Annotated in this window: 17 protein-coding genes and 1 tRNA gene; 8 read left to right on the top strand and 10 right to left on the bottom strand. The window is 69.6% G+C overall.

Going from position 1 to position 25,193, the window contains the following annotated elements; all coding sequences use genetic code 11:
• The first annotated feature begins 88 nt into the window (after positions 1–88).
• The 3 genes from NG1_RS14775 to NG1_RS14765 all read left to right on the top strand — a co-directional run bounded on the left by NG1_RS14775 (position 89) and on the right by NG1_RS14765 (position 3,402).
• Positions 89–1,057, top strand: a complete 969-nt coding sequence (locus NG1_RS14775; protein ID WP_062971217.1) for a hypothetical protein — start codon at positions 89–91, stop codon at positions 1,055–1,057.
• Between the two features lie 73 nt (positions 1,058–1,130).
• Positions 1,131–2,135 carry a DUF8176 domain-containing protein gene (locus tag NG1_RS14770; RefSeq protein WP_062971216.1) on the top strand — a complete coding sequence of 335 codons (1,005 nt, stop codon included), beginning with the start codon at positions 1,131–1,133 and terminating at the stop codon, positions 2,133–2,135.
• An 88-nt stretch (positions 2,136–2,223) separates the two neighbouring features.
• Complete coding sequence (locus NG1_RS14765) at positions 2,224–3,402, top strand: aminotransferase-like domain-containing protein (RefSeq protein WP_062971121.1); 1,179 nt, start codon at positions 2,224–2,226, stop codon at positions 3,400–3,402.
• Between the two features lie 22 nt (positions 3,403–3,424).
• On the opposite strand, the gene glpK is transcribed toward NG1_RS14765, so the two are convergent.
• Positions 3,425–4,924, bottom strand: a complete 1,500-nt coding sequence (glpK, locus tag NG1_RS14760; RefSeq protein WP_062971119.1) for a glycerol kinase GlpK — start codon at positions 4,922–4,924, stop codon at positions 3,425–3,427.
• 87 nt (positions 4,925–5,011) lie between these two features.
• On the bottom strand, positions 5,012–5,941 hold the full coding sequence (locus NG1_RS14755; protein ID WP_062971117.1) for a zinc-binding dehydrogenase: 930 nt from the start codon (positions 5,939–5,941) through the stop codon (positions 5,012–5,014).
• Between the two features lie 133 nt (positions 5,942–6,074).
• On the opposite strand from NG1_RS14755, the gene NG1_RS14750 reads away from it, so the two are divergent.
• Together NG1_RS14750 and NG1_RS14745 are read left to right on the top strand one after the other, a co-directional pair.
• Complete coding sequence (locus NG1_RS14750) at positions 6,075–6,734, top strand: TetR/AcrR family transcriptional regulator (protein WP_062971115.1); 660 nt, start codon at positions 6,075–6,077, stop codon at positions 6,732–6,734.
• A gap of 215 nt (positions 6,735–6,949) precedes the next feature.
• Positions 6,950–8,683 carry a glycerol-3-phosphate dehydrogenase/oxidase gene (locus NG1_RS14745; protein ID WP_062971113.1) on the top strand — a complete coding sequence of 578 codons (1,734 nt, stop codon included), beginning with the start codon at positions 6,950–6,952 and terminating at the stop codon, positions 8,681–8,683.
• A gap of 42 nt (positions 8,684–8,725) precedes the next feature.
• On the opposite strand, the gene NG1_RS14740 is transcribed toward NG1_RS14745, so the two are convergent.
• The 4 genes from NG1_RS14740 to NG1_RS35625 form a co-directional block, all read right to left on the bottom strand.
• Entirely contained in the window at positions 8,726–9,301 is a 576-nt protein-coding gene (locus tag NG1_RS14740; protein WP_062971214.1) for a TetR/AcrR family transcriptional regulator, read from the bottom strand.
• Between the two features lie 59 nt (positions 9,302–9,360).
• Positions 9,361–10,722 carry a hydroxysqualene dehydroxylase HpnE gene (gene hpnE, locus NG1_RS14735; RefSeq protein WP_062971112.1) on the bottom strand — a complete coding sequence of 454 codons (1,362 nt, stop codon included), beginning with the start codon at positions 10,720–10,722 and terminating at the stop codon, positions 9,361–9,363.
• Positions 10,723–10,795: 73 nt separating this feature from the next.
• On the bottom strand, positions 10,796–11,590 hold the full coding sequence (locus tag NG1_RS14730; protein WP_062971110.1) for a DNA-formamidopyrimidine glycosylase family protein: 795 nt from the start codon (positions 11,588–11,590) through the stop codon (positions 10,796–10,798).
• A 120-nt stretch (positions 11,591–11,710) separates the two neighbouring features.
• The gene (locus NG1_RS35625; RefSeq protein WP_062971108.1) at positions 11,711–16,630 is read right to left on the bottom strand and encodes an ATP-dependent helicase; all 4,920 of its coding nucleotides are present in this window, start codon (positions 16,628–16,630) and stop codon (positions 11,711–11,713) included.
• A gap of 107 nt (positions 16,631–16,737) precedes the next feature.
• Here NG1_RS35625 and NG1_RS14720 point away from each other — a divergent pair, with 107 nt between their 5' ends.
• A complete protein-coding gene (locus NG1_RS14720; protein WP_040865068.1) occupies positions 16,738–17,283 on the top strand; it encodes a histidine phosphatase family protein in 546 nt (181 codons plus the stop codon).
• A gap of 109 nt (positions 17,284–17,392) precedes the next feature.
• Here NG1_RS14720 and NG1_RS14715 read toward each other — a convergent pair whose 3' ends face one another.
• Positions 17,393–18,559 (bottom strand): lipase family protein, encoded by a 1,167-nt coding sequence (locus tag NG1_RS14715; RefSeq protein ID WP_062971212.1) that lies wholly within the window; start codon positions 18,557–18,559, stop codon positions 17,393–17,395.
• A 389-nt stretch (positions 18,560–18,948) separates the two neighbouring features.
• Positions 18,949–19,428: a hypothetical protein gene (locus NG1_RS14710; protein ID WP_157114054.1), complete on the bottom strand. Its 480-nt coding sequence runs from the start codon at positions 19,426–19,428 to the stop codon at positions 18,949–18,951.
• 287 nt (positions 19,429–19,715) lie between these two features.
• Here NG1_RS14710 and NG1_RS14705 point away from each other — a divergent pair, with 287 nt between their 5' ends.
• Positions 19,716–23,189, top strand: coding sequence for an indolepyruvate ferredoxin oxidoreductase family protein (locus tag NG1_RS14705; RefSeq protein ID WP_062971104.1), 3,474 nt, complete (start codon positions 19,716–19,718; stop codon positions 23,187–23,189).
• 153 nt (positions 23,190–23,342) lie between these two features.
• On the opposite strand, the gene NG1_RS14700 is transcribed toward NG1_RS14705, so the two are convergent.
• Positions 23,343–24,809 carry a subtype B tannase gene (locus NG1_RS14700; RefSeq protein WP_062971210.1) on the bottom strand — a complete coding sequence of 489 codons (1,467 nt, stop codon included), beginning with the start codon at positions 24,807–24,809 and terminating at the stop codon, positions 23,343–23,345.
• Between the two features lie 84 nt (positions 24,810–24,893).
• Here NG1_RS14700 and NG1_RS36685 point away from each other — a divergent pair, with 84 nt between their 5' ends.
• The gene (locus NG1_RS36685; protein ID WP_157114053.1) at positions 24,894–25,031 is read left to right on the top strand and encodes a hypothetical protein; all 138 of its coding nucleotides are present in this window, start codon (positions 24,894–24,896) and stop codon (positions 25,029–25,031) included.
• 22 nt (positions 25,032–25,053) lie between these two features.
• On the opposite strand, the gene NG1_RS14695 is transcribed toward NG1_RS36685, so the two are convergent.
• Positions 25,054–25,127 (bottom strand) — tRNA-Met (locus tag NG1_RS14695).
• Positions 25,128–25,193 lie beyond the last annotated feature (66 nt).

The raw sequence follows: 25,193 nt of genomic DNA, 5'->3' as shown, positions 1-25,193 counted from the left end.
GGAAGCGCGAAAAGTGAAACATCGTAAGCCGAGTCGGGCGCAGCGAGCGATGGCGAGCACCTCGTTGCCACTGGCCACAGCGGCTGCCGTGGCCACTCTCTTCGCTGCGCCTGCGGGGGCGGCTCCGAACGATCCGACCACTCCGCCGACGCCTGCTCCCGCGCAGCCGGGTGTGAACGAGTCGCCGAGCACCCCGGAGACCACGCAGCCGGAGCCGAACAAGCCCGAGTCCAAGCAGGATTCGGAGAAGCCGGAGAGCAAGCCGACGCCGCGTCAGCCGGGCGTCACCACGCCGGAGTCGGACCACGCCGCGCCCGATCAGAAGGATCCGAAGCTCGCCAAGCCGACCCAGCCGGGCGTGACCCCGCCGCGTGTCGCGCCGCTGCCGGTCCCCGGCCAGCAGAAGCCGAGTGACCCGCAGGCCGCGGTCTCGCCGGACCAGGCCGCGCCGCAGCCAGGGCAGCAGGCGGCTCCGCAGCCCGGCCAGCAGGCCGCGCCGCAGCCGGACGCCCAGAGCGACAACGCCCCGGCACGGCAGCCGGAGAGCTCCACGCTGGTGCAGCCGCAGGCTCAGCCGCGCTGGCAGGCGCCACGCATGGAGGCAGCCCCGGCCGCCCCGGTCGTGGAGATGACCGGTCCGCACGCGGAGATCGGCGCGAACATCGACGGCGGCACCTTGCTGCCGGGCCACGTGGCCAACACCCACCACTTCAGTAACGAGGCCGGGTACGTCGGCACCATCGGCTACCGCACGCCGACCGGCGCGGGCGAAGCCGGTGTCTCGGTGGAGTTCGTCGACAAGAACACCGTCAAGCTGACCACCTACACCGGTGGCGAGGGCCTGGCGTCGAACAACACCACCTCGGTGTTCGACACCACGCAGCTGAACCAGGCCAAGGCCGCGGTGGAGGACTGGATCCGCGAGCAGCCGGGCGGCGCGGCCGCCCTGGAAGCCGCCGCACAGGTTAAGCTTCCGCTTCAGCCGGGCGACTTCGCTCCGCAGACCGTCGACGTGGGTGGTGCCACCACGCAGTGGGGTGGTTCACTCCAGTACTGACACGTGCTGTTTTCGACGGGTGGGGCGGCCGTTCGCGGCCGCCCCACTTGTGTGTCCTGGGAAAGGATTGGGTGTGACCTCCGAGGGTGATGCGAGGGAGAACGAATCCGATCAGTCCGGTTCGGAGTTCGGTCCGTCGTTGGGGGAGTTCGGGCCGCCGGTCTCCGAGTTCGGGCCGCCCGTCGCGGAATTCGGTCCCCCGATGGCCGCGAACACCGGCCCGGGCTGGCAGGTGCCGCAGCAGTCGACCGACCACCCCGAACTCACCTGGCGTCCGGCAGGGCAGCCGGAGACGACGCCCGCACTGTCCCCGCAGTTTCGCGCACCGGATTCGACGGTCTACTCCGAACGGCCGGTAGCGCCGCCCGCGGCTGCCCAGCCGCCTGCCGCGGAGGCCGCGCGCCCGCAGCCCAAGGACGGCGAGCAGGACTCGTGGTGGAACCGGCCGACGCTGGAAGGCGGCGTTCCGAAGCCTCCGCCGCCCGCCGAGTCGGCTCTGTCCTGGGCCGAGGACCCGGTCGCCATGCGGCTCGCGCTGCGCCTTCCCGAGAAGCCACCGCCTGCGCGGCGTAGTCCCTCGCGGCGCTGGGTCGTGCTGGGGACGCTCGCGGCGGTGGTGGCGTTGGTCGCGCTGACGGTGACCATCGTGATGGCCGGCGGCGGCGATGACGGCCAGGACGGCACGGCTGCTTCGGCCGCCACCAGCGCCGTGGTGATGAACTGCCCGACCCGCACCGAGGGCAATGTCACCTTCGGTAACGGCCCCGGTGATACGAGCAGTGGGATCCGCGCGATTCTCGGCTTCGAGCATGCGTACTATTCCGAGCGCAGCGCCACCCGCGCGCACACTTTCGTGGCACCGGGGGCGAACGTCGAACCGCCTGTCGACCTGCAGAAGACCATCGACCAGCACATCCCGCAGGGCACGGCCTATTGCCTGCGGATCGCGGAGATGGCCCCCGACCGCTTCAACGTCGAGCTCATCGAACGCCGTCCCGATGGCACCGAGGCCAAGTACTTCCCCGTGATCACCACCGTGAACCTGGACGGACGGACCCTCATCTATCTGATCGACTGAGCCCGTCATCTCAAAATGTGAGATTTTAATTTCAGAGTCTGGTATGAATGTGCGACAGTGGGGTATCGCGCATTCCTCGGAGGTGTCCATGTCGTCGATCACTCCACCGCTGGCCCGGCGTCTCGGCGGTCTGCAGAGTTCGGCGATTCGTGATCTGCTGAAGGTGGCCGCGCGCGACGACGTGGTCAGTCTGGCGGGCGGCCTGCCCGACGAGCAGTTGATGCCACGTGACCGGATCGCGCAGGCCGCGGAGTCGGCGCTGGCGGACCGCGCACGACTGCAATACACCGAATCGGCGGGCTGGGGCCCGCTGCGCGAGGTGCTCGCGGCACGCGAGACCGTGCGGCTGGGGCGGCCGGTGCCGCTCGAGGAGGTGTTCGTCACCCACGGTTCGCAGCAGGCGCTGTCGCTGCTCGCCGAAGTGCTGCTGGACCCGGGTGCGCTCGTCGTGGTCGAGGATCCGGCGTACGTCGGCGCGCTGCAAGTGTTCCGCGCCGCCGGATCGCGCATCGTCACCGTTCCGCTGGATGCCGAGGGTATGCGGGTCGACACGCTGGCCGACCTGCTCGGCCGCGGCGAGCGGCCTGCACTGGTGCACACGGTGAGCAATTTCCACAATCCGCGCGGCGTCACCATGAGCCCGGGGCGTCGTCGTGAACTCGCCGAACTCGCCGAGCGGTATGGATTCTGGGTGATCGAAGACGATCCATACGGCGAGCTGTGGTTCGACAACCCGTCGCCGGAGCCCGTCGCGGCGTATTCGTCCCACGTGATCCGGCTGTCGAGCGCGTCGAAGACGTTGGCTCCGACCTTGCGGGTGGGCTGGATGACCGCGCCCGACGCGGTGTGCAGGGGTGTGGAGTTGTTGAAGCAGGGCGCGGACCTGTGCGGATCCGCCCTGACCCAGCAGATCGCCGCGGAACTGCTCGCGGATGCCGAGTGGCTGGAAGCGCATGTGCGGGAGGTCCGGCGGGTCTACGGTGCGCGAGCGCGTGTCCTGGTGGACGAGCTGCGTATGCGCTTCGGTGACCGGCTGGTGAGCACCGACGCCGCGGGTGGCATGTTCGTGTGGGTCGATTTCACCGATGGCACCGACACCGTGGACTTGTTGCCCCGCGCCGTCGATCTCGGCGTCGCCTACGTCCCCGGCGAGGCGTTCGCGGTCTCCGGCGCCCATCGGAATTCGATGCGTCTGTGCTTCACCACCTCGGAGGCGGCGACGCTTCGGGAGGCGGTCGCGCGCTTGGCGCGTGCCATAGGTGAATAGCGAAATCCCATCCGTGCGGTCGTCAGTCCACCCAGCCGTAGGTGCGCTCGACGGCCTTGTTCCACGCGGCGTAGTGCTCGGCCCGGTCGGCGTCCGACATCGCCGGGTGCCAGGTTTTGTCGGCGGTCCAGTTGGCGCGGATGTCGTCGGTGCCCGCCCAGTAGCCGACGGCGAGCCCGGCCGCGTACGCCGCGCCGAGCGCCGTGGTCTCGTTGACCACCGGGCGCACCACGGGCACGTCGAGGATGTCGGATTGGAACTGCATGAGCAGGTCGTTGCCGACCATGCCGCCGTCCACCTTCAACGTGGTCAGCTCCAACCCGAGCCGCTGGGACTCGGCGTCGGCGCGCATCGCGTCCACCACCTCACGGGTCTGGAACGCGGTGGATTCCAGCACCGCGCGCGCGAGATGTGCTTTGGTGACGAAACGGGTGAGCCCGGCGATCACGCCGCGCGCGTCCGGACGCCAGCGGGGAGCGAACAGCCCGGAGAAGGCGGGAACGATGTAGGCGCCGCCGTTGTCGTCGACGCTGCGGGCCAGCGGCTCGATCTCGTCGGCGGCGGAGATGATGCCCAGGTTGTCCCGGAACCACTGCACCAGCGAGCCGGTGACCGCGATCGAGCCCTCCAAGGCGTACACCGCGTCCGCGTCACCGAGGCGGTAACACACCGTGGTGAGCAGGCCGTGCTTGCTGAACACCGGTGTGGTTCCGGTATTGAGCAGCATGAAATTGCCGGTGCCGTAGGTGTTCTTGGCCTCGCCCGGCGACAAGCAGGCCTGGCCGAAGGTGGCGGCCTGCTGGTCGCCGAGGATGCCCGCGACCGGCACCCCGGCCAGCGGTCCGGAACTGATCGGGGCGTAGACCTCCGAGGAACTGCGCACCTGCGGCAGCATCGACTCCGGCACGCCGAACTCCGCGCAGATCTCCGAATCCCACTGCAAGGAGCGCAGGTCCAGCAGCATGGTGCGGGAGGCGTTGGTCACATCGGTGATGTGCTCGCCGGTGAGATTCCACAGCACCCAGCTGTCGACGGTGCCGAAGCACAGCTCGCCCGCCTCCGCGCGCTCTCGCACACCGGGCACGTTGTCCAGGATCCAGCGCAGCTTCGGCCCCGCGAAATAGGTGGACAGCGGGAGTCCGGTGCGATCCTGGTAGCGGGCCGGTCCCGCGTCGCCGCCCAGTTCGGCGCATAGCCGGTCGGTACGGGTGTCCTGCCAGACGATCGCGTTGTACACCGGCCGCCCGGTCGAGCGATCCCACACCACCGTCGTCTCGCGCTGATTGGTGACCCCCACCGCGGCGATGTCCTCAGCGCCGAGCCCGCTGCGCTCCAGCACGTCGCCGAGGACGAATTCGGTATCGCGCCAAATTGTTTCGGGATCGTGCTCCACCCAGCCCGGTTGCGGGAAGATCTGCTCGTGCTCACGCTGGGCGACGCCGACGACGTGCCCCTGACGGTCGAAGACGATGCACCGACTCGAGGTCGTACCCTGATCGATGGCGGCCACATAACGACGCATCCGTGCAGTGTAAATTTTCCAGCGCCTGCGGCGCTGGGGGTTCGCGGCCCCTTCCTGGCTCGCGTTCGCGCGAGCCGGGCCGCGGACTCAATGCAGTTCCAGCACTGCCTTGCCGTGCAGACGGCGGGAAAGCAAGGTCTGAGCGGCTTCACCGACCCGAGTCCAATCGCCCCGCCAAGCGATGTTCGGGTCCAAGGTCCCGCTCGCGACCCGTTCGGCCAGCCAGCTCAAGTCCGGGCCCAGATTCGTGCACGCGAGCAGGAAGAACGTGGTGATCGACCGGTCGTGGCGTCCCTGATCACCGAAGAACGTTCCGAAGGGGAAGGTCTCGTCCGCGCCGGCGGTGTGACCGACGGCGACCACGGTGCCGCCCTCCGACAAACGCTGGTAGGCGTCGACGAGTTGTCTACCGCCCACCAAGTCGATCACGCCGTCGACCGGGGCCGGTAGGTCGGCGGGATCGCTGATCACCTCGGCTGCGCCGAGTTCACGCAAACTGTGCGCGTGCGTGGCCGGGTCACCGGTCGATGCGATGACGTGCGCTCCACCGAGACGGGCGAGCTGGACCGCGTAGCGGCCGGTGCCGCCGGTCGCTCCGGTGATCAGCACGCGCCGCCCCAGAATGGGGCCGAGTCGATGTAAGGATCGCAGCGCCGTTGCTGCCGCGACCGGAACAGTGCTGATCTTCGCCAGGTCCGCGCCTGCCGGAACCGTGCCGACGAGATCCGTGTCGACCGCACGCAACTCCGCCCAAGCCCCGGTCCAGCCCAGCGTGACCACCGGCGTGCCGACCGGCGGGCCGGAGCCGTCGGCGGCCGCCCTCTCCACGATGCCCGCCGCATCCCAGCCCAGTACGGAACCTTCGGGTGCATCGGCGAGCACGTAGCGGAGCTCTCCTTCGTTGAGTGAGGTCGCGCTCACGCGCACCACCGCCTGATGCGGCGTGGGCTCCGGATCTGCTACCTCCCCGAGACGCAAACCGGAGGAGGCGGAACGGTCGACAACCAATGCGCGCATGCCACAACGCCTTTCGTATACCGGGAGGCTACGTCACCGGTCGCCCGGCGGTGCCTCCAAAAGTGCCACTGAGGGGCAAATGATGTCAAGTGGCGATAGCTACTCGGAAGCGTTCGGTCGCTATGCTCGGTTCATGACCGAAGCCGCGATCGATCGCCTGCCGCTGCGCGAACGCAAGAAGCAGCGCACCCGGCAGGCTTTCGTCGACACCGCTCTGCACCTGTTCACCGACCGCGGCTTCGACGACGTCACGCTCGATGAGCTGTGCGACGCCGTCGACGTGTCCAAACGCACGTTCTTTCGCAACTTCACCAGCAAGGAAGACGTCGCGATGGCGCCGCTGCGGCAACTGTGGGCCGAATTCCTCGCAGATCTGGCCAACCGCGCCACAGACGCCGGACCGCTGCACCGGACACTGCAGAACAGCCTGCTGGCGGCCCTGGATCGGATGCCCCCGGACGGCTGGGCGGACCGTGCCGCACGCAGTCACCGTCTCGCGCAGTCCACGCCCTCGATGGGCGCGCACAACCTGCAGTTCTGCGCTCGGACGGTCGGCGAGGCCCTGGAGATCTTAGGGGCACGCTTCGACATCGATCCTCGTGTCGATCAGCGCCCCCGCCTCGCGCTCGACATCGTTGTCGCCGCATTCCACTGCGCTCTCGATGTCTGGAGCGCCTGCGCCGACAATCCCGAAACGGACTCGCTCGCAACTCGTGTGCGCCAGGCGTTCGACGCCGTACCGGAGGCTCTCGCCATGACTCCGGTGCCGCGACCGGCGAAAGCGATCGAGTGATCTCCGGTGGTTGCATCCGGCCGGGGCGCGACCGGGTGCCGGGTGCCGCACCGGGCTGTGCGCGATGAATCGCCGCTCGGTTAGGGTGGTCTTGTTACCGGCGAGTAGGCCGGGGCGACACGAACCGGGGCGCGGGCGGTCGATCCGTGGCGGTTCGCCTAGCCTGGACCTGAACGCTCGATCGGACACATCCGCGTCGGCTGGAGGAGTCGAGCATGGCCAAGAAACCGGATTCGCAGGCCCTCGGGCCGGAGCAGCGCAGGGTGGCCTGGGAGCGCTTCGGCAAGGATCATTTCGATGTGGTCGTCGTCGGCGGTGGTGTGGTGGGGGCCGGCATCGCGTTGGACGCGGCGACGAGGGGGTTGCAGGTCGCCCTGGTCGAAGCCCGCGATCTCGGGTCGGGCACCTCCAGCCGGTCGTCGAAGATGTTCCACGGCGGGCTGCGATATCTGGAACAGCTGGAGTTCGGATTGGTGCGCGAGGCGCTGCGGGAACGCGAGCTCGCGCTGTCCACCCTGGCGCCGCACCTGGTGAAGCCGCTGCGGTTCCTGTACCCGCTGACCCACCGGGTCTGGGAGCGACCGTATGTGGCCGCCGGCTTGGTCCTCTACGACACCATGGGCGGCGCCAAATCGGTACCGGGTCAACAGCATCTGACCCGCGCGGGCGCTCTGCGGCTTGCGCCGGGGCTGCGGCGCGACTCGCTGATCGGCGGTGTCGCCTACTACGACACGGTCGTCGACGACGCGCGCCACACCATGATGGTGGCGCGCACGGCCGCGCACTACGGCGCGGTGATCCGCACGTCCACCCAGGTGGTCGGGTTCCTGCGCGAGGCGGACCGGGTGGTCGGCGTGAAGGTGCGCGACACCGAGGACGGGCGTACCGGCGAGGTCCGTGGGCATGTGGTGATCAACGCGACCGGCGTGTGGACCGACGAAGTCCAAGCCCTGTCGCACCAGCGGGGCCGGTTCCACGTGCGGGCTTCGAAAGGCGTGCACATCGTGGTGCCCAGGGACCGGATCGTCAGCGACACCGCGATCATCCTGCGCACCGCGACTTCCGTGCTGTTCGTCATCCCATGGGGCGCTCACTGGATCATCGGCACCACCGACACGGACTGGAATCTCGACCTGGCCCATCCGGCCGCGACCAAGGCCGATATCGACTACCTGCTGGAGCGGGTGAACGAGGTGCTGGTCACGCCGCTCACCCCCGACGACATCGACGGCGTGTACGCCGGGCTGCGCCCGCTGCTGGCGGGGGAGAGCGACGAGACGTCCAAGCTGTCGCGTGAGCACGCGGTCGCCCGGGTCGCACCCGGTCTGGTCGGCATCGCGGGTGGCAAGTACACCACCTATCGCGTGATGGCCTACGACGCGGTGGACGAAGTGGCTGAGGACATTCCGGCCCGGGTCTCGCCGTCGGTCACGGCGAAGGTGCCGCTGCTCGGCGCCGACGGGTATTTCGCGCTGGTCAATCAGACCGTGCAGCTGGCCGAGACCTTCGGCGTGCATCCGTACCGGATCAAGCATCTGCTGGACCGGTACGGGTCGCTCATCGAGGAGGTCATGGCCTTCGCCGCCGACAAACCCGAACTCCTGCAGCCGATTACGGACGCGCCATCCTATCTACAGGTGGAGGCGGTCTACGCGGCGGCGGCCGAGGGCGCCCTGCACCTGGACGACGTCCTGGCCCGGCGGACCAGGATCTCGATCGAGTATCCGCATCGCGGGGCCAATTGTGCCGAGCAGGTGGCCCAGCTGATCGCACCCATCCTGGGCTGGGACGACGAGGAGATCGACCGAGAGGTCCAGACCTATCAGGCGCGGGTCGACGCGGAGGTTCACTCGCAGACCCAACCGGACGACGCCTCCGCCGATGCCCTGCGGATCGCGGCCCCGGAGCCGCGCCCCGAGATCCTGGAGCCGGTGCCATCCGAAGGGTGAGCCCGCCGGTAAATCGGTGGACGGTCGCACCCCGGAGTGCGATCAGTTCTCGCCGATGGGCGCTTCCATCCGCATCGCCCAGTCGACCAGGGAGCGCAGATAGCGCAGCACCAGTTCGTCCGGGTACCCGATCGGGTCGATGAGGTGCAGGCGGGCCAGTTCCTCCATGGCGGCCAACAGGATCCGCTCCGTCGGGCCGTTCGGATCCACGGGGACCCCGAGATATCGGGACAAGTGGCGCGCGCCGATCGCCCTGGCGTAGGCGCGGCCGAGTGCGAGCCGCTCACGCAGTTCGGGCGGACCGCCGTCGAACGGGCTGAGGATGATGCGCCAGCTGGTCGGCGCGGCGTGCAGGTAGGCGAGGATGCCACGGCCGACACGGTCCACGTCGCCGTCGTCCCAGTCCACGCTGCGCACACCGGCGAACGCGATGGCCGACTCACGATCCAGCAGTGCCGCCGTCAGCCCGGACAGATCGGTGAACTGCTGGTATACCAGCGCGCGGGCCACCCGCGCCTCGCGCGCCACCCGATCGATGCTCACCGCGCCGAAGCCCTCGGTGGCGACGATGTCGCGCGCCACGTCCAGCAGTTGGGTACGGCGGTCGGCGGCGGACATCCGGCGCTTCGGCCGCGCGGGCTCGGTACTCGCGCGCTCGGCCGTGGAGCGATCGGTGGTCACGCAGTCGACGGTAGCTCGAGCAGGAGATCGACCGCCCGCGCCGCACTCTGCACCGCGCTCTCCATCGTCGCCGACCAGTCGGTGGCGGTCCAGTCGCCCGCGAGCACCAAGCCGGGCACCGAGGTCCGTTGCTCCGGACGCAACGCGTGGGTGCCGACCACCTGCGAGAAGGTGGCTTTCGGCATGCGTACGACCTGCGCCTGCACGACGTTCGCCGTGCGCGCCGCCGGGTAGTAGCGGCGCAGCAGCGCCATTTGCTCGTCGACGATCTCGTCGCTGGTCTTGTGGATCTGTTCGTAGGCGCCACTGGTGGTCAGGCAATACAGCCAGGCTTTCGCGGTACTGCGTCCGGTCATCCGCTGCCGATCGAAGACCTCGTCGATGACGCCGGTGCCGCCGATCAGGGCCTCGAACTCGGCCGTGGTGCCCAACGGGCGATCGAGGTAGAGGTTGGTGCTGACGATCGGCGTGTATCCCAGTTTGTCCGCGGCCGCGTAGATCTCGGCGTGCTCGGGCAGTTCGTCGAGCAGGCCCCCGATGTTCGAGTTGGGCACCGCGCAGACCACCGCGTCGGCCGGGATCGTGGTGCCGTCGGCCAGTGCGACGCCGGTGACTTCCCCGTCCGAGATGTGAATGCGGCGGGCCACGGCTCGGTAGCGCACTCGCACACCGTGCTTCTCGAAGACGCGCAGCGCCCCGGTGACATACAGCGTGTCCAGATCGGTGGTGGGATAACCGATGCCGACGGCTCGCCGGTGGCGCAGGCCCAGCCGGATGCCGGTGGCCATCACATCGGCGAACACCTTCGCCGACTCCTGCTGCACCGGCTCGGCCGCGATGCCGAGCGCCAGCCAATCCCACAGCGCCTCGCGCGCTTTCGCGGGCATGCCGACCCGGTCGAACCATTGCTCGGTGGTGAGGCCGGGCAGGTCGGCGGGCTGGTTGAGGCACTGCCGGCCGAGACGGACGGTGGCGACCGCGGCCCGCGCGCGTTCCAGCGGATTCGCGTCGGGATGCGCGCCGAACAGCGTGCGCACAGCGGCGATTCCCTTGGTGCGCATCGTGACGCTGCGGCCGTCGGGCCAGCGCAGCGTGGCACCGTGCGGAAAGGCGATGTATTGCCGGGTGCCGACGCTCGTGAGATAGCGGAACAGGTGGTCGTATCCACTGGCGATCACGTGCTGGCCGTTGTCCGGCGGGTCGTCCACCGCCTCGGCCCGCATGGCGTGGGTGCGTCCGCCGAGCTGTCCTCTGCGCTCCAGGAGGGTCACCTGCTTGCCCGCCTCCGCCAGCCAGACCGCTGACGCGAGCCCGGCCAGGCCGCCGCCGATCACCACGTATCGCCGTGGGTCGCTCATGGTGCTCTCCCGTCGTAACTTACAAGTTGTAAGTTATGTGGCGGGTGGTGACTCGTCAAGGGTGGAGGGGTTTTCACGCTGCCCCGGGCTCACTCGGGACGGGTTGGCATTGCGGGCAGAAGAAGATACCCCGTTCGCGTTGCACCACGCGGTCGTAATCGGGTGCGGTGTCACCGAGCAGGTCGGCGACCAGCGGTGTGCCGCAGCGCTGGCACGGGCGGTGCGTGCGGCCGTAGGCCAGCGGCCGTCGCGGCGGCTTTCGGACCGCTTCGGTCAGGATGCGGTGTGCCTCGTTGACCACGGCCAGCAGGTCCGGGACATCCCCGACCCTGGTCGCGGGATGGACGCGGCGCAGGAAGCAGACCTCGCTGCGGAAGACGTTGCCGATGCCGGCCAGATTGCGCTGGTCCAGCAGGGCGACGCCGATGGGTTGATCGGGATATCGCTCCAGTCGCCGGACGGCTTCGGCCGCATCCCACTCGGGACCGAGCAGGTCGGGCCCCAGGTGGTCGACGATTCGGTGCTCGTCGCGCACGCGCACCACCTCGACCTTGCCCAGCGAGAAGCCGACGGCCTCGATATCCGTGGTGCTCAACACGACCCGCGCGGCGACCCTGGGTCTGGTCCAGCGCTGTCCGCAGTGGAACACGCGCCAGCTGCCCTCCATCTTCAGGTGCGTGTGAATGCTCACGATAGGTGTGCGGATGAACAGGTGTTTTCCATAACTGCCGACGCTCTCGACCACTTGTCCGCGCAGATCGACCGTGGCGTATCGCGGCACCCGGAAATCGCTGCGGGTCAATTCCTTTCCCGCCAATGCGGTGCGGAGCCGTTCGGCGGCCAGGAAGACGGTGTCACCCTCAGGCATAGGGCAGCTCCGGCCCGGGACCGCGACCACCGCTGGACGGGCGGAACCCTTTTCGCTCGCCTCCGCGAACTCGCATGGGCGGGCCTTCCCGCAACCTCGAGCCGGTGCCGGAGAGCGTGTTCACGGGCGGCTGCGCAAACGTAGACCGCGCGGGGTGGCGGAGAAACCCGCTGCGGTGAGGAATTCGGCGAACGTGTTGCCGTGCACGGTGTCTCCGTTGACGCGGTCGATGACCAGCGCGTCCACCCGGCGGAGCCGGACCAGGTCGGCGAGCGCTCCGGCGGCGCCACGGCGCGCGTCGGGATCCTCGGTGAAGGTGAGCAGGGTTTTGCCGCCCCGCTCCAGATACAGGACCAGTTCGCCGTCGACGAGCACGACCAGCGCCCCGGCTTTGCGTCCGGGCCGATGCCCGCCCTCGACGTCGCTCTTCGGCCAGGCCAGCGCGGCGCCGTACGGATTCGCGGGATCGCACGCGGCCAGCGCCAGCACCGTTCCGGTGGGTTGCCTGGATTCGGGCCGGGCGCGTTCGGCGTCGAAGGAACGCAGCCGGTCGACCACGTCGGTGGTGGAGAACTGGGCGCCGCCCAGCGAGTCGACGAAATAGCCGCGGCGGCAACGGCCGCGATCCTCGAATTCGGTGAGCACGCGGTACATCAGCGCGAACCCGCCCGGTACGCCCTCGTTCTGCACCGAGCCCCTGGTCAGCACGCCGTATCGCTCCAGAAGCAGATCCGCCGTGGCGTGCGCGCGCACGGTGTTATCCGACACCCGCTCCGGCAGCAGCGACCATCGTCCGGCGACCGAGGGCGGACCGGAACGGGTCGGCATGCTCGGCCGGGGCAGGTAGGCCCTGCCCCGCGGCGCGCGCCGGGGCGTGCGGTGGGCCGTCGTGGTCCGCGTCGTGCCGGACAGCAGCGCCCGCACCGGAGCGAAAGTGTCGCCGGAAACCACGCCCGCCCAGACCAATTCCCACAGTGCGGAGGCCGCCGCGGCGTCATCGAGCAGACCGGTGGCGTCCGAGAGCTGCCGGAAGAAGTACGCGCCGCCGCCCTGCGGCACCGGGATCAGTCGTTCCGCGGGGGCGCCGGAAGCCGGATGCCCCGCCCCGGACGCGTATGCCGGGTCGCCCGGCGCGGGCCGACCGTTGCCGGTCCCGTATGCGATCGGTGCGGTGCCACCTCTGGTGTGACCGTCCGTGTCGCCGGATCGCCCGTGCGCGCGACCGTCGCCCGCGCTGCCGGATGGCGGATCCGGCTCGTCCAACGACACCGGCGCTCGATCCGGGACGTCCTGCGCCGGGCCGGGCGGCGTCCACGGCACGAACGTCGCGCCCAGGGCGTTGAGCAGGCGTGCTTGGGCTTCCGTCGGATCGAGTTCGTCCGGCGGCGCGAGGGTGAACGGCGCCTGCTCGGCCGGATGCAGGGCGATCCAGCCGTCCTTGGCGGTGATGGCGCCGTGCCCGGACCAGATCACCTCGCCGGTCGCCATGAGTTCGTCGAGCATGGCGGGGGTGTAACCGGGCACCCGCGCGGGCAGAATGAGCGATTCCCAGGCGGAGGCCGGAATCGGCACGCCGGCGAGCTGTTCCACCACGGCAGCCACGCCGTCGACGCCGCGCAGCTCGCCGCTGCCGATGTGCTGCCAGGACGGGAGGAAGCGCCCGAACGCGGCGGTCGAGACCGGCTCGACCTCGTGCCGTGCCGCGGCCAGCGACCGGCGGCGCAGCCGGCGCAACACTTGCGCGTCACACCATTCGGCCCCGGCTGCTCCGGGGGTGAATTCACCCTCCACCACCCGTTTTTCGGCGGCCAGGCGTTGCAGCGCGCCGGCGGCGACCGCGGTGCCCAGCCCGAACCGGGCCGCCACCGCCTCCGTGCCGAACGGGCCGTGCGTGCGGGCGTAGCGGCCCACCAGATCGCCGAGCGGATCGGCCACCGGCTCGATGAACGCCGCGGGCGTGCCGATCGGCAGCGGAACGCCGAGCGCATCCCGCAGCCGGGCCGCGTCCTCCACCGCGACCCACCAGCTGCGACCCGCGAAGGAAACAGCCAGGGCCCGGCGCGCGGCTACCAGGCCCTCGAACCAGGCGGTGGGGTCCTCGTCGGAGCGTTCGGCGGCCTCGGCGGCGGTCAGCGGGCCGAGCAGGCGCAGCAGATCAGCCAGGCCCTCGGCGTCTCGTGCGTGCCGCTCCGGGGTGAGCCGTTGCAGTTCCCGCTCGGTCTGCTCGATGACCGCGGCGTCGAGCAGTTCGCGCAGCTCGACCCGGCCGAGCAGTTCGGCGAGCAGCCCGGAATCGAGCGAGAGCGCGGCGGCGCGCCGTTCGGCCAGCGGGCTGTCGCCGTCGTACATGAACTGCCCGATGTAGTCGAACAGCAGGGCGTTGGCGAACGGGGACGGCGTCGCCGTCTCCACCTCGACCAGCCGTATCTGGCGCCGCCCCACCCGGCCGAGCAGGTCGCGCAGCGACGGCAGATCGTAGACGTCGCGCAGGCATTCGCGCACCGTCTCCAACAGGATCGGGAACTCGGGGAACTTGCGCGCTACGTCGAGCAGCTGGGCCGAGCGCTGCCGCTGCTGCCACAGCGGCGCTCGCTTGCCCGGATCACGGCGCGGCAGCAGCAACGCGCGCGCGGCGCATTCGCGGAACCGGGAGGCGAACAGCGCCGATCCGCCCACCTGCTCGGTGACGATGTCGTCGATCTCGTCGGACTCGAAGACGAACAGTTCGGCGCCGGGCGGATCGTCGGTGGTGTCGGGCAGCCGCACGACGATGCCGTCGTCGGAAGCGTTCGGCGCGGCGTCCACGCCGAACCGTTCGCGCAGCCGCGCTCCGATGGCCAGCGCCCACGGCGCGTGCACCGGAAGGCCGTAGGGCGAGTGCAGCACCAGCCGCCAGTCGCCGAGTTCGTCGCGGAACCGCTCCACCACCAGCGTGCGGTCGGTGGGCAGGTGCCCGGTCGCGGTGCGCTGCTCGTCCAGCAGGGTGAGCAGATTCGTGGTCGCGTTGTCGTCCAGACCGGCGGTGCCCATGAGCCGTGCGACGCTCTCCGGCATCGGATCGGCGAACTCGCCCCGCGTGTGTCCAACGGCGGGCTCGGCCACGTCGTGTCGCGGTTGCTCCTGCGCACGGGGCGTTTTCGTCGTACCGCCGTCGCGTCGCGAGCTTTTCCTCGTGCTCGCCTGCCCGGCCGGTTCGGCGCCGCGCTCCCGCGCCACCGTGCGGACGAACTCGCCGAGCGCCGCGCCGAGTTCGGCGGGCCGCCCTAGTCCGTCACCGTGCCAGAACGGCAACCGCCCCGGCTGCCCGAACGCGGGCGTCACCAGTACCCGATCGAAGGTGATCTCCTCGATCCGCCAGCTCGTCGCCCCGAGCGCGAACACGTCACCGACCCGGGACTCGTAGACCATCTCCTCGTCGAGTTCCCCCACCCGGGACGCCTTCTCACCCACCATGTACACCGCGAACATGCCGCGATCGGGGATCGCTCCGCCGGAGGTCACGGCCAGCCGCTGCGCGCCGGGCCGCCCGGTGAGCGTGCCCGCGTCGCGGTCCCAGACCAGCCGGGGACGCAACTCGGCGAACTCGTCGGACGGATACCGCCCGGAGAGCAGGTCCAGCACCGACTCGTAGGCCGAGCGCGGCAGCGCCGCGTAACTCCCGGTGCTGCGCACGACGTCGAACCACCCGTCGACGTCGATCGAATCCAGCGCGCACGCGGCCACGGTCTGCTGCGCCAGGATGTCCAGCGGGTGCGCCGGGATCTGGATCGCCTCGATCTGCCCGGATGTCATCCGCTGCGACGCCACCGCGCAATGGATGACGTCGGTGCGGTGCTTCGGGAAGATCACCCCGCGCGAGATCTCGCCGACCTGATGTCCGGCCCGCCCGATCCGCTGCAATCCGCTGGCCACCGAGGGCGGCGCCTCCACCTGGACCACCAGGTCGACCGCGCCCATGTCGATGCCGAGTTCCAGGCTGCTGGTCGCGACAACGCAGCGCAGCCGCCCGCTCTTGAGATCGTCTTCGATCAGCGCCCGCTGCTCCTTGCTGACCGACCCGTGGTGCGCTCGCGCCAGCAGGGGCCCGGCGCCGTGGATCACCTCGGTGGACGGGCCGAGCTGGGCGGGCGGCTTGTGCTCGGTCTCCACCGGTTCGCCGAGCCGTAGCGCGTAGGCCTCGTTCAACCGGGCGGTGAGCCGCTCGGCGAGCCTGCGAGAGTTCGCGAAGACGATCGAGGACCGGTGCTCGAGCACCAGCTCGACGATCGCCTCGTCCACGTGCGGCCAGATCGAGCCCGGCTGGTCGGAGTCGCCCGGTTCGGTCATGTCCGCTACCGGCACCCGCACCGACAGGTCGAACGTCTTCGGCGCCGGGGGTGCGACCAGGGTGATCGGCGCGTTGCCGACCAGGAACCGCCCCACCTCCTCCGGTGGCCGCACCGTGGCCGACAGCCCGATGCGCTGGGCGGGCCGCTCGGTCAGCAGGTCGAGCCGGGCCAGGGACAGCGCCAGGTGCGAACCGCGCTTGGAACCGGCGATCGCGTGCACCTCGTCCACGATCACCGTGCCGACGTCGCGCAGCGTGTCGCGGGCCGCCGAGGTCAGCATGAGGAACAGCGACTCCGGCGTGGTGATCAGGATGTCCGGCGGAGTGCGCAGCATGGACCGCCGATCGGAGGCGCTGGTGTCGCCGGAACGGACGCCGACGGTGATCTCCGGCGGCTCCAGTCCCAGGCGCTTGGCGGTCTGCGTGACGCCGACCAGCGGCGCCCGCAGATTGCGTTCCACGTCCACCGCGAGCGCCTTGAGCGGGGACACGTACAGCACCGAGGTGCCGGCCCGCTCGGGCCGCTGGTCCCGGGCGGCCAGCTGGTCTATCGCCCAGAGGAACGCCGAGAGCGTCTTCCCCGACCCGGTCGGCGCGACGACCAACGTGTGCTCGCCCGCCGCGATCGCCTTCCACGCCCCGAGTTGCGCGGAGGTCGGCGCCGGGAATGCGCCGTCGAACCACTCCTGGGTCGCGCGGGAGAACTGGGCCATGGCTTCAGTGTGCACCCGGACACCGACAAGCACGCCCGTACCGTTTCGCGAGCGAAGCGCGAGCAATCGAACAACGGCCGCCGACGCCGGGCCGTACGCTTCCACAGGTGCAGAAAGTGCTCAGACTCGACCTGGTCAGCCACGGAATGACCGAGGCGATGCGCAAGGCACGCTTCCCGGTGGACGAATCGCTCACCGAGGCGGGCAGGCGGGCGATGGCCGAGTGCGGACCGCTCACCGCCGCGCGGGTGTTCACCGGCCCGGAGCGCCGGACGGTGGAGACCGCCGCGCTGCTGGGTTTGCCGGGCGAGGAGGACAACCGGCTGCGCGACCTGGACGCAGGCGCATGGCGCGGCGGCGAACTGATGTCGGTACCCCAGGACGAGCTGTACGCCTGGCTCACCGACCCGGCGTTCCGCGGGCACGGCGGCGAATCCGTGCTGGACGTGATCGAACGGACCAGGTTGTGGATGGCCGAGGTGGCCGCACAGTCGGTGTCCACGATCGCGGTCACCCACCCCGCCGTGGTACGGGCCGCGCTGCTGGTGACGCTGGACGCCCCGCCGAAATCGTTCTGGCGCATCGATATCCCGCCCGGCAGCGTCACCCGCCTGCACTATCGCGGGGAATGGACGCTGCACTTCACCGCCTGATGCCCGAACGCGGGTGGCATGCGGGACCATCCGGGCTGTGGACGCTCCATCGGCGGACCGACGAGAAACGGCCCGGGAGAACATCTCCCGGGCCGCTTGTCGTCTGGGTTCAGCAGGTGGTCGGTGCGGGTTCGCCGCGGAACCTGGCCTCCACGTAGGTCCACGCGTCGGCGAATCCGGCGGCCGCCGCGGTCAGGTGCTCGGAGATGTCGACGGTGTGGAAACTCACCGGCGCACCCGCCTTGCAGTACCGGTCGGCGACCTCGGCGACGGGTTTGTAGAAGGTCATCTCGTCGAAGCGGCCCTGCCAGATGTAGGTAGGCACGGTCGGCACACCATCGAAGTATCGCAGGCTGTTCTCCCGCAGGACGGCGTGCGCCTCGGGGCTGTCCATCAGGCTCTTGGACGCCGCCATCTGCTCCGCGCTGCGGAAGGCGCCGTGGAAGAGCAGGAATCGGCGGCAGGCGTCATGCGTGAATTCGCGGAACCACAAACCGTTCTCGTTGAGCTGATCGGAGATCGGCAACCGGTCCGGGTACTCCCGCTCCAGTCCCATGGCGGCGGCGAAGGCCAGTCCGAAGCCGGGGTGCGGCGCGAAGCCGAGCGCCATCGCCATTTCCTCCAGGTCGGCGGGGATGCCGCCGGCGACGGCGGCGGTGAGCTTCAGTTCCGGCGCGTAGGTGGGTTGCAGCGCGGCGGCCCACGAGGTGGCCATGCCGCCGCCGGAGTAGCCTGCAATGGCCACCGGGGAGTTGGAGAGACCGAGTTCGGTGACCTTCTGGACGGCCTTCACGCTGTCGAGGGTCATCATGCCCGCCAGGCGCGCGGCGCCGTAGGCGGAGGTGGGGCCCAGGTAGTCCGGCAGTGAGATCGCCCATCCGCGTCCGATGGGCAGCATCGCGCCGACCGCATCCTGCAGCTCGCCGTTGAACAGTGAGCGCGACGGATTGCACTGGGTGCCGAGCGAATTGATCAGCGCCTGATAGGAGACCAGCGGCGGATTCTTGACCCCGGCGGGCAGCAGCACCGTAGTGATGCCCATGACGGGCTTGCCTTGTGAAGTGGTGGAGCGGAATGCCACCTGCCAGCCCTCGGTCCCGACATAGAGACCGGTGTCGATCCTGCGGCTGCGCACGACGTCACCGGGGGCGAGTGCCCCCAGGTCGGGCGGCGCGGTGTAGAAGGGATCGGGATCGGGCGTGGGATAGAGAGGCTGAGCCGTTGCGGGCAGGCCGAGCAGGCCGAGCGAGACGAGGCTCACCAGCAAGACCGCAATCCTGGACGGAACTCTGAACACGGGTTTCCTTCGAAAATCAGCCGTCACCGACCCACCGCCCCGCGGCACGCCGCGGCGTCGGTGCTTCGGACGGACCGGCACTACGCGAAAATCCGCAGCGAACGTTCGCTGCGGGACAGAGCGGAAGGAACCGCCGCCGGAGCGACCCTGAGTCGATCATGACGGACTGCCGCACCTCCTTCGACTCCGGGACCGCCGGTAGCCGCGAAGGCGGCACCATCCGTGCGAAAGATAGCGCCCCACCGATCGGGGCGGCGCACCGGAAGGCGTGAATCGGACATGTCACAAAGCCCGTGGGCCGCCATTCGACAAGATCACTAAAGGAGGCGGCCTGCCCGGCCGCATTTGGAATCGGCCTCTCGCGCGGCTCATGCGAAGCTGAGTACCGTCCGTTCGCCCAGCGGGCGTTGCAGGTCGACGACGACCACGCCGTATTCGCGCTTCTGCTCCGGGTTCGCGCCCTGGCACGGCGGCATACCGCGATGCAGGCCGCGCAGCAGCCGCACGTTCACCCGATCGGCCGATTCTTCCACGCGCGCGGTGAATCCGATGCTCGGACAGCCGACCGGGCCCGGGATGTGGATCGCGAGCTTGTTCGTCCCGTCTTCGATGTCGTACTCCGAGAAGGGCATCGCCGACGTGGGCTCCAGGTCCGCGGCATGCGGGACGACGATCATCGTGCCGCCCGCGATTCTCCGGGGACCCGGATCGGCGCGCGTTCCCGCCGCCTCTTCCGCGGTTCGTTCCGGCGTGGAGGGGGCGGCCGGGTCCACGTGCTGCCCGCACGCGGTCAGCATCCCGAACATCGAGGCGGCGACGATCGCCGCGCCCCTCCTCAGAATTGCCATCTTTCCACCTTCACACAGGTGGGCGCGGGGGCGGCGGAGGAAACGCGGACGGCGCCGGCTCGGCTCACCGAAAGCGATCGAATGCCTGGACGCGTGGATGTGTTCACGGTCACATGAAGCTGGCACTGTGCTGAGGATGTGCCCATCTGAGGTCCCCGAAATTGAGCAGAATGCTCACTCTCTGTGGTTGAGGTTGTGCGTTCAGATCTTCAGGGACACGATATCGCCAACAAGTGCTCAACGATGCGAGGCCGCCGGACCGGCGCCGAGCGGACGGGTGGATCTGTATGACCGAGCTCGCCGACCGCGATCTGATCGCAGCTCCCTACGACCTTGCCGACCGTTACCGCGTCGGCTCCGGGACCGTTGTCCTCACCGGCGTCCAGGCCATCGCGCGGCAGCTGGTCGAGCAGCACGTGCGTGATCTGCGCGCCGGGCGGCGGGTGGGGACGTTCGTCTCCGGGTATCAGGGCAGCCCGCTCGGCGGCGTCGACAAGATGCTGGCCGGCATGCCGGACGTCCTCGCCGAGCACGACATCTCGTTCGTCCCGGGGTTGAACGAGGAATTGGCCGCCACCTCCGTGTGGGGCAGCCAAGCCGATCTGCCCGCGGGCGCCGCGACCCATGACGGCGTCGTCGGTGTCTGGTACGGCAAAGGTCCCGGTCTGGACCGCGCGACCGACGCTCTGCGGCACGCCAATATGTACGGCGCGAATCCGCGCGGCGGCGTCTTGCTGCTGGTCGGCGACGACCCGGCGGCCAAGTCGTCCACCGTGCCCGCGGTGAGCGAGCGCTCGCTGGCGGCGATGAACATCCCCGTGCTGTTCCCGCGCAACGCCCGCGAGATCATCACCATGGGCCTGCACGGAGTGGCGCTGTCGCGCGCCTCGGGCTGCCTGGTGGCGCTGAAGATCGTCGCCGATGTCGCCGACGGCGCCTGGACCGTCGACGGTTCGGTGGGCGACATCGACCTCGTGGTGCCCGAAATCGACTGGGAGGGAAAGCCCTTCCACTACCGGCAACGTCCGATGGCCGCTCCGGCCGACAGTCTGCTCGCCGAGGCGGATCTCTACGGTCCCCGCTGGGAGCTGGTGCTCGCCTACAGCACACGCAACGGACTGGACGTGATCGAGGTCAACCCGTCCCACGCCACGATCGGCATCGCCGCCACCGGGACCACCTTCGACGCGGTCCGTCAAGCGTTGCTCGACCTCGGCGCGGACGACGACGCGCTGCACGCCGCGGGAATCCGGCTGCTGCGCATCGGGATGCCGTATCCGATCGCGCCCGAGCGCGTCCGGGAGTTCGCCACCGGGCTCACCCGGCTGATCGTCGTCGAGGACAAGACGGCCTTCGTCGAGACCCAGATCCGCGACATCCTGTACGGCACCGCGGGCGCGCCCGAGATCGTCGGCAAGCGCGACCACGCGGGTCGCCCGCTGTTCGGCGCCGACGGCGAACTCACCTCCGGGCGCATCGCCGCACCGCTGCGCCGCTTACTCGACGGCCACCTCACCTTGAAACGACCACTGCCGCAGCCGCTGTCATTGTCGGTGCTGCCCGCCAAGCGCGCCGCCTACTTCTGTAGCGGTTGCCCGCACAACCGTTCAACGGCCGTTCCGGAAGGCTCGCTGGCGGGCGGCGGCATCGGGTGTCACACCTTGGTGACCATGTCCGGCCGGACCGACAGCAAAGTCACCGGGCTGACCCAGATGGGCGGCGAAGGCGCGCAATGGATCGGCCAAGCCCCGTTCACCGACGTGTCGCATTTGTTCCAGAACATCGGTGACGGAACGTATTTCCACTCCGGCCAGCTCGCCGTGCAGGCGTGCGTGGCCGCGGGGGTGAACATCACCTTCAAGCTGCTGCACAACGACGTGGTCGCGATGACCGGCGCGCAGCACGCCGAGGGCGCGCTCACGGTGCCGATGCTCACCCACAAGCTCGCCGTCGAAGGCGTCCGAAGGATCATCGTCTGTGCCGACGAACCCGGGCGTTACCGCAAGCGCGATCTGGCTCCCGGCACCCTGTTGTGGCACCGGGACCGCCTCGACGAGGCGCAGCGCGCGCTGCGCGAGACCCCCGGCGTCACGGTGCTGATCTACGACCAGCACTGCGCTGCCGACGCGCGGAGGCAGCGCAAGCGCGGCGCCCTGCCGGTGCGCCGCACCCGGGTGGTGATCAACGAAGCGGTGTGCGAAGGCTGCGGTGATTGCGGCGTCCAGAGCAACTGCCTGTCGGTGCAGCCGGTGGACACCGAATTCGGGCGCAAGACCCGAATCGACCAGACCTCCTGCAACACCGACTACAGCTGCCTGAACGGCGATTGCCCTTCGTTCGTCACGGTCGAGCTGCCCGATCCGGCGAAACGGAAAGAGCGTGGCACGCGCAGGCGGCCACAGCCGCCGCGGCTGCCGGATCTGCCGCACGAACCGCCGACGACCACGCAAAACGTCTTTCTCGCCGGCATCGGCGGCACCGGCATCGTCACCGTGAACCAGGTGCTGGCGACCGCTGCGATGCGGGCCGGGTACGAGGTGGCGAGCCTGGACCAGATCGGCATGAGTCAGAAAGCCGGACCAGTGGTGTCGCACCTGCGCTTCGCCGTGGACGCGCTGGAGCCCGCCAACCGGCTCGCCCCCGCTTCGGCCGATTGCATCGTGGCCTTCGACCTGCTGGCCGCCACCGACACCAAGAATTTGGCCTACGGGTGCGCCACGACGACCGTGTCGGTCGCCTCCACCAGCAAGACGCCGACCGGAGACATGGTCTACGACAAGTCGGTCGCCTATCCCGACGAGGCGGCGCTGTTGCGGCGGCTGGAGCAGGTCTCGCGGTCGGTGCGGTCCTTCGACGCGCTGGCCGCCGCGGAGGTCCTCTTCGGCGATACCGCCGCCGCGAACTTCCTGCTGATCGGCGCCGCCTACCAGCTCGGTGGCCTGCGGCTGCCGCGTACCGCGATCGAGGAGGCCATCGAGATCAACGGAGTGGCCGTTGCGGCGAATCTCGCGGCGTTCCGCTGGGGGCGCGTGGCGATCGCGCGGCCGGCGGAGTTCGCCGCCGCGACCACCCGTCGCGCGGCCGAACCCGCCCCGGTGGCGGTACCGGCGGACCTGTTCGAGGGATTGACCGCGACGGGAGAGACACGGCGCCTGGTCGAGCTGCGGGCCGTCGAGCTGATCGGTTTCCAGAGCGTGGCGGTGGCCCGCGCCTACGTCCGCACGGTGCAACGCATCTGGGCCGCCGAGCGCCGGGCGACCGACCGTACCGAGTTCAGCGAGCAGGTGGCGCGCGGACTGTACAAGTTCACCGCGTACAAAGACGAGTACGAGGTGGCACGGCGGCTCACCGACCCGGCCTTCCTGGCGGAGGTCGCCACACAGGTGCCCGAGGGGGCGAACCTCACCTACCGGCTGCACCCACCGGTGCTGCGCGCGCTGGGACGGAAGAAGAAGATCGGCATGGGGCCGGGCAGTCACTTCGCCCTCCGATTGCTGGCCAAGGGAAAGCGGCTGCGCGGCACGGCGTTCGACCCGTTCGGGTACGCGCGCGTGCGACGGGTGGAACGCGAGCTGCTCGCGCACTACACCGCGATGGTGACGGATTTGGGGGCGATGTTGGACCAGGCGGGCTACGACCGGGCCGTGCGGGCAGCGGCTCTCGCCGACGTCGTGCGCGGGTACGAGGACATCAAGCTCGCCAACGTCGCGCTCTACACCGAACGCCTGCGTGAGCTCGGTATAGAGGCGCCGCGGTGCTAGCGGTGCACCGCCCGACCGACCACCGATTCCTGCCACAGTCGCCGGGGAATTCCGGTGGCTCGGTGCCGTAAGCTGCCGCGGTCACCGGTGGCAGGGCACACGGCGCTGCCTCGGGTCGACGCCACCCCAACGTCCGGGCCTCGGTGTGCCGCCTCACCCGGCGTAGCCGGTCACCTTGCCGATCCACGCGATGAAATCCTCTGGGTCTTCGTTGCTGCCGTGCCCGGCGTCCCAGTACATCGCGGCGTCGACCTCGTCGCCCAGGTTCTCCAGGCTCGCGGCGAGATTGCCGACGATCGCCAGCGACGTCTCGGTGTCCTTGGTGCCGACGCGTATCCGCCAGTGCTTCGCCCGGCCGGAATTCCGCTGCCGGAGAAAGAACATAGGGTTCATCAGGCTGATTTTCTCGGGCAGGTCGGTGTCGAGTTGCGCGCCGGGGTCACCGGTCGCCCGCCGCAGGCTGAACGGGGTGAAGTGCCTGGCCTTGACGGTTCCCGCGCCGAACTCGTTGTTCTCGGGCGAGGACAGGTCGAAGGCGTCGAACGCGGGCACGCCCTTCTGCCGTGCGCCGACGTGCGAGAGGAAGCCCGGCCAGGTGAATCCGGCGCGATCGCCCGACCACGTGATCCAGGGGTTGGCCGCCAGGTAGCTGGAGCGGTCGGCGTCCGACAGCGCGGTCAGGTACGCGGTCGCCGCCGGTTCGAGGTAGGTCCGCACCAGGTAGTCGCCGTAATTGCCGGCCGTGAGGGGTCCGAATCCGTTCCTGCCGTGCAGTGCCAGCGACGCCTGGTAGTCCGTGAACGCCGTGCTCAATTCCCGCGAGGCCGCGGCATCCAGTTCGCCGGAACGCAGGGGGTTGGCGCCCCAATTCCACTCGTAGGCCATGTCCGCGTGTTCGAGATCGGTGACGGGGCAGTAGGGGGCGGCGGCGAAGACGACATCACTCGCCTCCGCCGCGCCGAGTTCAGCGAGATACCGGTCGTACATCCGGCTGTCCCCGGACACCGCGAGCAGCGCGGACAGCGCGCCTCCCGCGCTGACCCCCGTGGCCACGATCCGGTCGGTGTCTCCCGGCACGCGGCCGGAGTTGTGCCGTAGGTACCGGACCGCGGCCTTCAGATCCACGATGGCGGCGGGCGCCACGCCGTAGTACGTGCCGTCCGGGGCCACCAGGTCACGACCGCGCGCACCGGACGCCACGACTACATAGCCCGCCGCCAGCGCGAGGTCGCTGTTCCTGGTCCGATCGCGGCCGTCGTCCGGTTCGCGGCTGGTCACCGACGACGACAGGTATCCCGCGACGGAGTTGGTGAAGAGGATGGGAGCCTTGCTCGCATCGACGCTCGCGCCGTCGATCTCGACGGGCACGCTGACGCTCAAGCTCTGATGGGCCTTGTCCACCGGCTTCGCCACGTACACAACGCTCTCGTAGAACTGGTAGGTGACCTTCTTGTCGCGCTCGAAGGTGGCGACGGTCTTCGTCTCCACCGTGAACGCGCCGGGATCGAAGGCCAACTCGTCCACCGCTTTCGCGCTGCCGTCCAGCACATCGCAGCCGGTGGCGAACATCGGCACGGCGATCGCCGCCGCACACCCCTTGAGCATCGCTCTGCGCTGCACAGCTCTCCTTCGCGTTCGTGGCAGACCACGGGCGTCGCGGACCGCGACGGCGTTGGTGGAACTCTCGACGGAACGAATCACCTGGTGATCGGAAAGACGAGATCGAAGAATATCGGCGTCGAGGCACACTCGCGCGAATACATGCCGCTGCGCGCGGCGCTGGGAACAGATTCGGCCATCGAACAGCTACCGCAAGAAAAAAACCCGGCTCAGACGGTGTGAACCGTCTGAGCCGGGCCTGTAGTAGCGGGGACAGGATTTGAACCTGCGACCTCTGGGTTATGAGCCCAGCGAGCTACCGAGCTGCTCCACCCCGCGTCGGGTAAGGACAACACTACACAGGGTGGTGCGAACAACCCAATCGCCTGGTGGGAGCGGGTGCGG

Source organism: Nocardia gamkensis NBRC 108242 (genome assembly GCF_001612985.1).
In the GTDB taxonomy this organism is placed as follows: domain Bacteria; phylum Actinomycetota; class Actinomycetes; order Mycobacteriales; family Mycobacteriaceae; genus Nocardia; species Nocardia gamkensis.
Note: the sequence above shows the minus strand (reverse complement) of the source record. Positions and strands in the feature narration are given on the sequence as shown.

Bases quoted from the DNA above. Each gene is read 5' to 3' on its own strand.
- NG1_RS14740 (WP_062971214.1), bottom strand. From the start codon at position 9,301: ATGTCCGCCGCCGACCGCCGTACCCAACTGCTGGACGTGGCGCGCGAC.
- glpK (WP_062971119.1), bottom strand. From the start codon at position 4,924: ATGCGTCGTTATGTGGCCGCCATCGATCAGGGTACGACCTCGAGTCGG.
- NG1_RS14705 (WP_062971104.1), top strand. From the start codon at position 19,716: ATGACCGAGCTCGCCGACCGCGATCTGATCGCAGCTCCCTACGACCTT.
- NG1_RS14765 (WP_062971121.1), top strand. From the start codon at position 2,224: ATGTCGTCGATCACTCCACCGCTGGCCCGGCGTCTCGGCGGTCTGCAG.
- NG1_RS14710 (WP_157114054.1), bottom strand. From the start codon at position 19,428: ATGGCAATTCTGAGGAGGGGCGCGGCGATCGTCGCCGCCTCGATGTTC.
- NG1_RS14755 (WP_062971117.1), bottom strand. From the start codon at position 5,941: ATGCGCGCATTGGTTGTCGACCGTTCCGCCTCCTCCGGTTTGCGTCTC.
- NG1_RS35625 (WP_062971108.1), bottom strand. From the start codon at position 16,630: ATGGCCCAGTTCTCCCGCGCGACCCAGGAGTGGTTCGACGGCGCATTC.
- NG1_RS14750 (WP_062971115.1), top strand. From the start codon at position 6,075: ATGACCGAAGCCGCGATCGATCGCCTGCCGCTGCGCGAACGCAAGAAG.
- hpnE (WP_062971112.1), bottom strand. From the start codon at position 10,722: ATGAGCGACCCACGGCGATACGTGGTGATCGGCGGCGGCCTGGCCGGG.
- NG1_RS14730 (WP_062971110.1), bottom strand. From the start codon at position 11,590: ATGCCTGAGGGTGACACCGTCTTCCTGGCCGCCGAACGGCTCCGCACC.
- NG1_RS14745 (WP_062971113.1), top strand. From the start codon at position 6,950: ATGGCCAAGAAACCGGATTCGCAGGCCCTCGGGCCGGAGCAGCGCAGG.